Source organism: Oceanospirillum sediminis, assembly GCF_014164585.1.
Lineage (GTDB): Bacteria > Pseudomonadota > Gammaproteobacteria > Pseudomonadales > Halomonadaceae > Oceanospirillum > Oceanospirillum sediminis.
The window spans coordinates 1-362 of record NZ_JACJFM010000220.1 but is presented as its reverse complement, the minus strand read 5'-3'; the positions used below and the strand labels follow the sequence as shown (position 1 = coordinate 362).

Genomic DNA, 362 nt, shown 5'->3' with positions numbered 1-362 from the left:
CAACAAGCATTTTTGTGATATATATCATTTCATGGATACTTAGTTTCTTTGGCATCAAAGTTTTTATTTGGGGCACTTCCTGGCCCGCTATCATTTTTAATATTGTTGCGGCTATTTTTGCTTCTTTATCCTTGCTTCTGGACTTTGATTATATTGAGCGGCACAAGAACAAATCTCCAAAATATAAGGAATGGTTAGCTACGTGGGGACTATTGGTAACGCTTGTTTGGTTATATGTTGAAATTCTCCGACTCATGCGAAAATTGGCCATTCGGTTTTAATCAATAATAAGCTTTTTATTATTCAACCTTAACGATTAAAGGCATTTCAAATTCTGTAGTAACGGGCTGACTGCGTTTGAT

General features: G+C 35.6%; 1 protein-coding gene. It reads left to right on the top strand.

Annotation, left to right across the window (positions count from 1 at the left end; genetic code table 11):
- A partial coding sequence (locus tag H4O21_RS28475) for a Bax inhibitor-1/YccA family membrane protein (RefSeq protein WP_182812576.1) occupies nt 1-281 on the top strand: 281 nt, incomplete at its 5' end.
- Nucleotides 282-362: the final 81 nt, after the last annotated feature.